A 7,082-nucleotide genomic window follows, 5' to 3' on the forward strand; every position below is an offset into this window, starting at 1 on the left:
GAAGCTGCAGCGGATTTGGCCGATCTGTCCGAGGAAGCCGCAGCGGATTTGGCCGGTTTGTCCGAGGAAGCCGCAGAAGATTTGGCCGATCTGTCCGAGGAAGCCGCAGCGGATTTGGCCAAAGAGGATGTCAAGGCTTTATTGCCGGTTCCCGGAGTGGCTGTCGGGGGAGCAGAGGTTGCCGTTTTATTATTGGATACCGGTGGGGTGGGGCTGGCGGGTTGCCCGGCAGGTATGGCTTTCAAAGCCTTGGAACGCTGCTGAAAAAACGACCAGAGGGCATAAAAGGCCAGAATATCGACTGCCGGCATGATGGGCAGACGGTAACGGGCCATGCCATAGACCGTGGAAATCAAGGTCATCTGCACCACAAACAGGGCCAGAAAAATGCCGATATCACGTTGAGTACGATCCGTGACACGCACCATTTTTACGGCCCCGACCACGGCCAACACGAGCAGGGTGGAGTTGACAATCTTGGAAAAAAGCCCCAGGGCAATAATCAGCCAATATCCGTTGTCTAGCAGGAAATGGACAAATTTAAGCCGTTCGGACCAGGAGCGGGAGTAGGTGGCATGATCCCGCAGATAGGTGTTGAAATGTTCCTGCTCTTCGGGGGAAAAAAACAGCGTAAAAAAATCGGGGGGAAAGCCGATGTACAAGGTCGGAAACATTTTGATCATGACCCACAAAGACCAGGGAAAGGTCTCCCGAAACATGATTTTGTTGGCTTCCCCGACAAAAGCTTCCTGTTCCCGGGTCGTGGTGAGCCTGTTCAGATCGGCATCAAAACGTTCGTGGATGCGGCGCGACCCTTCATCCACGGAGATGGAAAGTCGTTCCGACTCCACCACCGGAAAGTGAAAGCGCAGCAAATGGTCGCCACTCATACACTCAAACTTGAAAAGGCTGCCGGCATTGTAATTGCGCAGGCTCCACAAACCCACAGTGGCAAAGTGCAAAACCATGACGATACCGATCAGCTTGGCGATGTGTTGCCAGCTTGCCCGCCGCCAAAGATGAACGGCAATGATCAGGCTGAGAATGATCCACAGATACATTCCGGCTGGTCGGGCCAGTTCCTGCAAACAGATGAGGATGGCGGCCACGGTGACACGGGTAATCGTGATGCCGTTTTGCAGCATCCAGACGACATGCAGCAGCAACCAGGTCAGCAGCAGATGAAACACGGCATCGGCCATCACCGAGTTGATGGTATAGAGGTAGATGGGATCCAGAATGACAAAGAGTGCTGCAAACACACCGCCCCAGGGATGCAGGCGGCGTCCGAGAAAAAAGGTCAGAATCACGGCGAGGGCATAAAAGACATTGTTCATGACCAAGGCCCAGCGGGTATCCGGGCCAAATACGGCATACACCAAAGCCGAAGCAACCGGAAACAGCGGTGTGCGCCAGGTGTTGGGGAGTATCTCCCCGGAGGCAGCCACCTTGTCGCCACTGACACCATGTTCATGGAGATTTTTGGCGAGCTTCATGAACACTTCGTCAGTTGTGAACCCGACATCCGGGGCAACCTGGATGACCCGATAAAAAATAATGATCTGGTAGAGAAAGCCCAGAAGCATCACGATCATGAAGATCCAGTCCGCCAAGTGGCGTCCCAGTGGTTTCTCTACCATCATCAACATCCTCCGGTTACCGACACGATCTTCCCAGGGAACAGGTTTGTTCCATTTACCGACACGATGTCCCCCGGGAACTGGCCTGTTCCATGCAGGCATTTTTTCCCGAAAAATTTTTCATTTCGGATCTTTCGTTTCATCGTCGGATGAATTTTGGATCCTTGTCCCTTCATCGCGAGGATTTTGAATCTTGGCCCACGGTTATTCCAGGAACAATCCGCAGATGGTCCCGGTCCGATGAGAGCCTGGGTGCTGGTGGCAGGAAAATCAGGTGAGAATATTTTGTTTCGATCAGAATGATTCTGGGAGGGTTTTACTTTTGGGGCGGCCACGCCGCCCCGGGAAAATTTTTGGGTGGGATGCATCCCGGATGTGATTCATTTTGCGGCGAGGATTATTGCAAGGCTTGCATCTGGCGCGTCAGGGTGTCGCCATCGCTTCCCAGATGCATGTCACCCATGGCGTAGAGCATTTGCTCTTCCTTGATATTGTGTTGTTGCATGACCATCAGGAGGGTCGTGCAGGCTCGTGCCACGCCACCGGTGTCCCCTCCTTCCAGGGATTGGCGCATCTGTTTGAGAATGCCACGCATCTGGTCATGTTCCATGCGCATCACTGTGGTGGGACCGCGTGTCATGCCGGTACGATTTTCAAAGGCCGGGAAAAAGACCTTTTCCTCCATATCGAAATGGTGCAGCATGCCCAGCTCGAATTGACCAAAATACCGGCTGGTGGTCTCTTTGTTGCCGGCGGTGGCTTCTTGTTCCAGATTGACAAACACACTGTCGCAGCGCCGGTGATCCCCGGTCATGAATTCGCCGATTTGCCGTGTTTTTAAAGGGTTTGCCAGTTTTTTCACCCAGAATGTCGCGGCTCCGGATGTGGCAGCCAGGGGTGCCCAGTCGAATGCCCCCCAATGTTTTTCCTGCATGCCACGCAACAAGGATCCGGCATCTCCGGAGACCACAAGCTCGAATGCCTCTCCGGGAGCAACAGAAGCAAACTGCTGCTGCAATTTTTCCAAACCATGGGCCGCATCGGTTCCGGTCAAGTCCAACGTGTTGCTCATAATGACATCAACCTCCTGTATCTGGCTGGCAGTTTTGATGGTGCAATCCCGTCACGCAAGCCACAAATTGATGAGAATACCCGACAATATTCGTTGGTCATGGCAAACGATGCCTTGACGCAGGTCAACGCTTGTCCGATTCTCCCATTCGCAGCAGGGCATTTTTATTGCGGGGATCCTGACATGATCCTGGCGCACATATCCAGGGTTGCAATCGAAAATGGATGCAATCGAACCTGACCTTGAACCGTTCAACCCTATCCGAAGAGCAGACGACCCAGCATGATTTCCACCAGCGGTCTTCACATCGATCAGGCCCCGCCTCTCCATATTCCGTTCCGGTTTTTTGCCACGGCTCCCCTGTTTATTTCGGCTGCCGGAGTGGCCGTGCTTTATTGGGGTTCGGATCTCTGGTTGCTGCCTTTGGCCCCGCAGACCGTTGCCTTGACGCATCTGGCCGTGTTGGGTTGGATCAGCATGATCATGATCGGGGCAATGTACCAGATGATCCCGGTATTGGCAGCCCTGCCCATGCCCTGGCTGGGAATGGCTCCCTGGGTTCATGGCGGGTTGGCTGTGGGGGTGACGGCGCTGGTCTTGGAGATTGGCCTGGGTGTGCATCGCTGGTTGCTCCTGGTCGCTTCTGTCGGTTTGGGGCTTGCCATTGGTTTGTTTGCGGTGCAGACCGGACGTGCCCTCATGACGACCACCGTCAAACACCCCACCGTGAATGCCATGCGCATGGCCGTTGTTGCCCTGATTGGCGTTTTGGTCCTGGGAGGTGTTTTCCTCGGGGAATATGCGCACGGATTTTTACCCATGGATCGACACATGGTCCTGGGCATCCATCTGACCTGGGGCCTGCTGGGCTGGGTCGGCACCTTGATCATCGGCGTCTCCATGCAGGTTTTGCCCATGTTCTATGTGATGCCCCTGTTTCCCGTGGCAGTGGGCAATGGCATTCTGGCGGGTCTGGGTATGACGCTGATCGCCCTGCCCATGGCCCTCTGGTTGACCCCGGACAGGCATCTCTGGCTCTGGTTGGCTGCCCTTCCGGCTGGTGTGGCCATTGGGGTCTATGCCTGGACCATGAAAAAGCTCTTTGCTGCCCGGAAGCGCAAAATTGCCGATGTCACCTACCAGTTCTGGCTCGTTGGCCTGGGTTGCGGGGCCATTGGTCTCGTCATTCCGATCCTCTGGCCTCTCAACGATGCCGACAAATGGCGTTTCCTCTTTGGCGTGCTATACCTCTGGGGAGGTGTTTCGTCGATCATCTTTGGCATGCTCTACAAGATCATTCCCTTCCTGGTCTGGTTTCACCGTTTCAGCCGTCTGGCCGGCCTGGTCGAAAACATTCCCATGATGGACGATTTGATCCCGGAGCGCGTGGCCCGCAGCCATTACATCATCCATTGTGCCACCATCCTGATGTTGGCCACGGGCATCAATTCCAAATGGCCCCTGGCCATATTCATGGCCGGCGTGGGCATCATCGTCTCCGGCGGCATTCTCGCCTATGTCATTTACAAGGCGACCAGCCACCAGCCACCGCCCGCCCCGGAAATTCCGGACTTCAACAGCTTTTTCAAGGATTTTAAAAAACCGTAGGGTGGGCAATCAGTCAGATTTTCTATCGAAGGAATTCGGGGCTTCCAGATCGTTCAAGCCGCCCAGGGCGACAGGATTTTCCAGGCTGGCAATCCGGGTGGTCTCTTCTGGACGTTTTTGAGTATCGGCCACCCTGATGGTCGAGGTGACTGGATTTTCCAGGTTGGCAATCCGGGCGGTCTCTTCCGAACGCTTCTGAAGCGCGGCCATTTTGCTCGATGATTGCCGGGTCAACATGGCTTCGCGCTGCACCAGTACGTCATAATAGTATCTGATTTTGCGGACATAACGTACCGGTTCCATGCCTCTGGCATAGCCATGTTTGGTGTTGGTGTAGTATTTTTTGTTGGCCAGCAGGGGGTACACTTCACGAATGGCTTTCCAGGAGTTTGGATCCTTGCCCATGGATTTGGTCAGGGTACGGGCGTCCAGCAAATGTCCAAGTCCTGTATTATAGGCTGCCAGGGCGATCCACATGCGATCCGGATCCTTGATCTCTGGCGGCAGGCGTCGTCGCAGGTCGGCCAGGTACCAGGCCCCGGCGAGGATGCTTTCCCGGGAATTTTTACGATTTTTGACTCCCAGAGTGGTGGCGGTATTTTGGGTCAACATCATGATGCCCTTGACGCCGGTGGGACTGATGGCTTTCGGGTCCCAGTGTGATTCCTGATAGGCCAGGGCAGCCAGCAGAGGCCAGGGAATGCCATACCGTTGGCCGGCATCCTTGAATTTGGCAATAAAAGCGGGCAACTTTTCGTCGATGCGACGAATGAAGGCCCGATTGTCAACAAAATCGTATTGATGTTTGATGGAACTGAAATAACGATCCTCAATCTCCGCCAGACGACCGCCATCACCCATTTCGCGAAACCATTCGGATACTTTTTCTTGCAGATCGGCAGATCCGTGGGGAAGTATCCAGGCCAGATTCTGGGTGGCGTTGATGGGAAATTTGACGACCAGTTCCGGATAGTAGCGCCGATTGATGGCGACAATGTTGGAATCGGCGATGGTACAATCAATTGTGCCATTCCAGACTTGTTGAAAAATCTGTTCCGATGATCGATCCGGATCGGAGATCCAGGTGAGATTCGGGACGATGGCTTGCAATTCCTTGAGACGGGCTTCGTGGCTGCTGCCGTGCGGCACGGAAATTCTGACTTTGGCCAGTTTCAGCAGGTTGGTTGGACGCAGTCCGCCACGTTTGCAGACGACTTGCTGGTCCACTTCCTGGTAATCCGGGCCAAAGAAAAACTCTTTCTCCAGTTCCTGGGAACGGATCAATCCGGCAGCGGCGATATCCCCTTCCTGGTTGCGCAGGGCCTCCAGAATTTCTTTTTGGCTATCCAGGATGATGTAGCGGGGAATGACACCGAGGGAGTGGGCGAAGGCTTCGGCGAGTTCATATTCGAACCCCATGCGCCGGTCGGGACCTTCATAGAGGGTTGTCGGTGCATAGCGGGTGATGACGCGCAGGACACCGCGGGTTTTGATGCGTTCAAGGAGTGATTTTGGTCCCACGACCGGTTCTTCTTGTTTGGTACATCCAAACATCACGGCGGCAGCCAGGGAGATGCCGACCCATTGTCGGCACCGACGACGCCATTTGGCATTTTTGATCGTGGTATGATGCAATCCCTCGCCTCCAGTTGCCTTTCCGGTCCATGGGATAAGGCAGAATGATAACCGATCAGCAAGGTTTATTAGAAGAAAAAAAAAGCCCCCCTTGATTTTTTTCCTTCCATGAAAAAAACCACAACAAATTGAAGCGGATACTTTGGCTTCCGTGCCGGATTCATGCTTCGTTCCGTCCTGGTGATGGATGAGGTGACGGAGTCTGGCATGAAATTTTTATGTGAACATAAAATTTTTTACATAGTGTGCCATTCGTTTGTCGGGGGTTGAACAGGGGAGTGATGGATTACCAGCGGATCAGGGCTGCCCCCCAGGTAAATCCGCCACCAAAGCCATCCAGGAGGACCAGATCACCTGGTTTTATACGGCCATCGCGCACGGCTTCATCGAGGGCCAGGGGAATACTGGCTGCGGAGGTATTGCCATGCCGGTCCACAGTCACCACGACCCGATCCAGACTGATGCCGATGCGTTTGGCCGTGCTTTGCAGGATGCGAATATTGGCCTGGTGGGGTACCAGCCAAGTGATATCGTCCGGTTTGAGACCATGGGCGGCCAGGGCTTCATCGGCGATTTGGCCCATGGTTTTGACGGCATGTTTGAACACTTCGTTGCCGCGCATGACAATATTGCCGATATCGCGGTGTGATGTATCGAGTGCCATGGTCAGCCCCAGGGTGAGGGGGAACCGGGACACACCACCGGAAACCTTCAGCAGATCGAGATGGCTGCCATCGGCATGGATATGGGTGGAGAGGATGCCGCGATTACCTTCGCTGGCGGCTCCCAGGACCACGGCACCGGCACCGTCGCCGAAGAGAATACAGGTTGAACGATCCTGCCAATCGACGAGACGGGAAAAAGCCTCGGCACCGATCAGCAGGATATGTTGGCAGTTGCCGGAGAAAATAAATTTTTCCGCGATGGAGAGGGCATAAATGAAACCGGTACACACGGCCTGAATGTCAAAGGCGGGAATATTGCGGTCGGCAATGCCGAGTTTGTGTTGCACAATGGTGGCTGTGGCCGGGAATATATGATCGGGTGTGGTGGTGGCGACGATGATCATATCGATTTGTTCCGGGCCGATGCCGGCTGCCGGATTGATCCGTTCCCAGGAACTGGAG

5 protein-coding genes are annotated in these 7,082 nt (G+C 54.5%); 1 reads left to right on the top strand and 4 read right to left on the bottom strand.

The genetic code is table 11. The annotated features are described in order from the left end of the window. Together HQL65_19915 and HQL65_19920 are read right to left on the bottom strand one after the other, a co-directional pair. Window positions 1-1,640: glycosyltransferase family 39 protein (locus HQL65_19915; protein ID MBF0138503.1), on the bottom strand; the 1,640-nt coding region annotated here is incomplete at its 3' end. Between the two features lie 397 nt (window positions 1,641-2,037). Then, window positions 2,038-2,712 (bottom strand): hemerythrin domain-containing protein, encoded by a 675-nt coding sequence (locus tag HQL65_19920; protein MBF0138504.1) that lies wholly within the window; start codon window positions 2,710-2,712, stop codon window positions 2,038-2,040. 282 nt (window positions 2,713-2,994) lie between these two features. Here HQL65_19920 and HQL65_19925 point away from each other — a divergent pair, with 282 nt between their 5' ends. Continuing rightward, window positions 2,995-4,320, top strand: a complete 1,326-nt coding sequence (locus HQL65_19925; protein ID MBF0138505.1) for a hypothetical protein — start codon at window positions 2,995-2,997, stop codon at window positions 4,318-4,320. Window positions 4,321-4,329: 9 nt separating this feature from the next. On the opposite strand, the gene mltF is transcribed toward HQL65_19925, so the two are convergent. Both mltF and HQL65_19935 read right to left on the bottom strand, forming a co-directional pair. After that, window positions 4,330-5,955: a membrane-bound lytic murein transglycosylase MltF gene (gene mltF / locus HQL65_19930; GenBank protein ID MBF0138506.1), complete on the bottom strand. Its 1,626-nt coding sequence runs from the start codon at window positions 5,953-5,955 to the stop codon at window positions 4,330-4,332. Between the two features lie 286 nt (window positions 5,956-6,241). After that, window positions 6,242-7,082: ketoacyl-ACP synthase III (locus HQL65_19935; GenBank protein ID MBF0138507.1), on the bottom strand; the 841-nt coding region annotated here is incomplete at its 5' end.

The organism is Magnetococcales bacterium, assembly GCA_015228935.1.
In the GTDB taxonomy this organism is placed as follows: domain Bacteria; phylum Pseudomonadota; class Magnetococcia; order Magnetococcales; family DC0425bin3; genus HA3dbin3.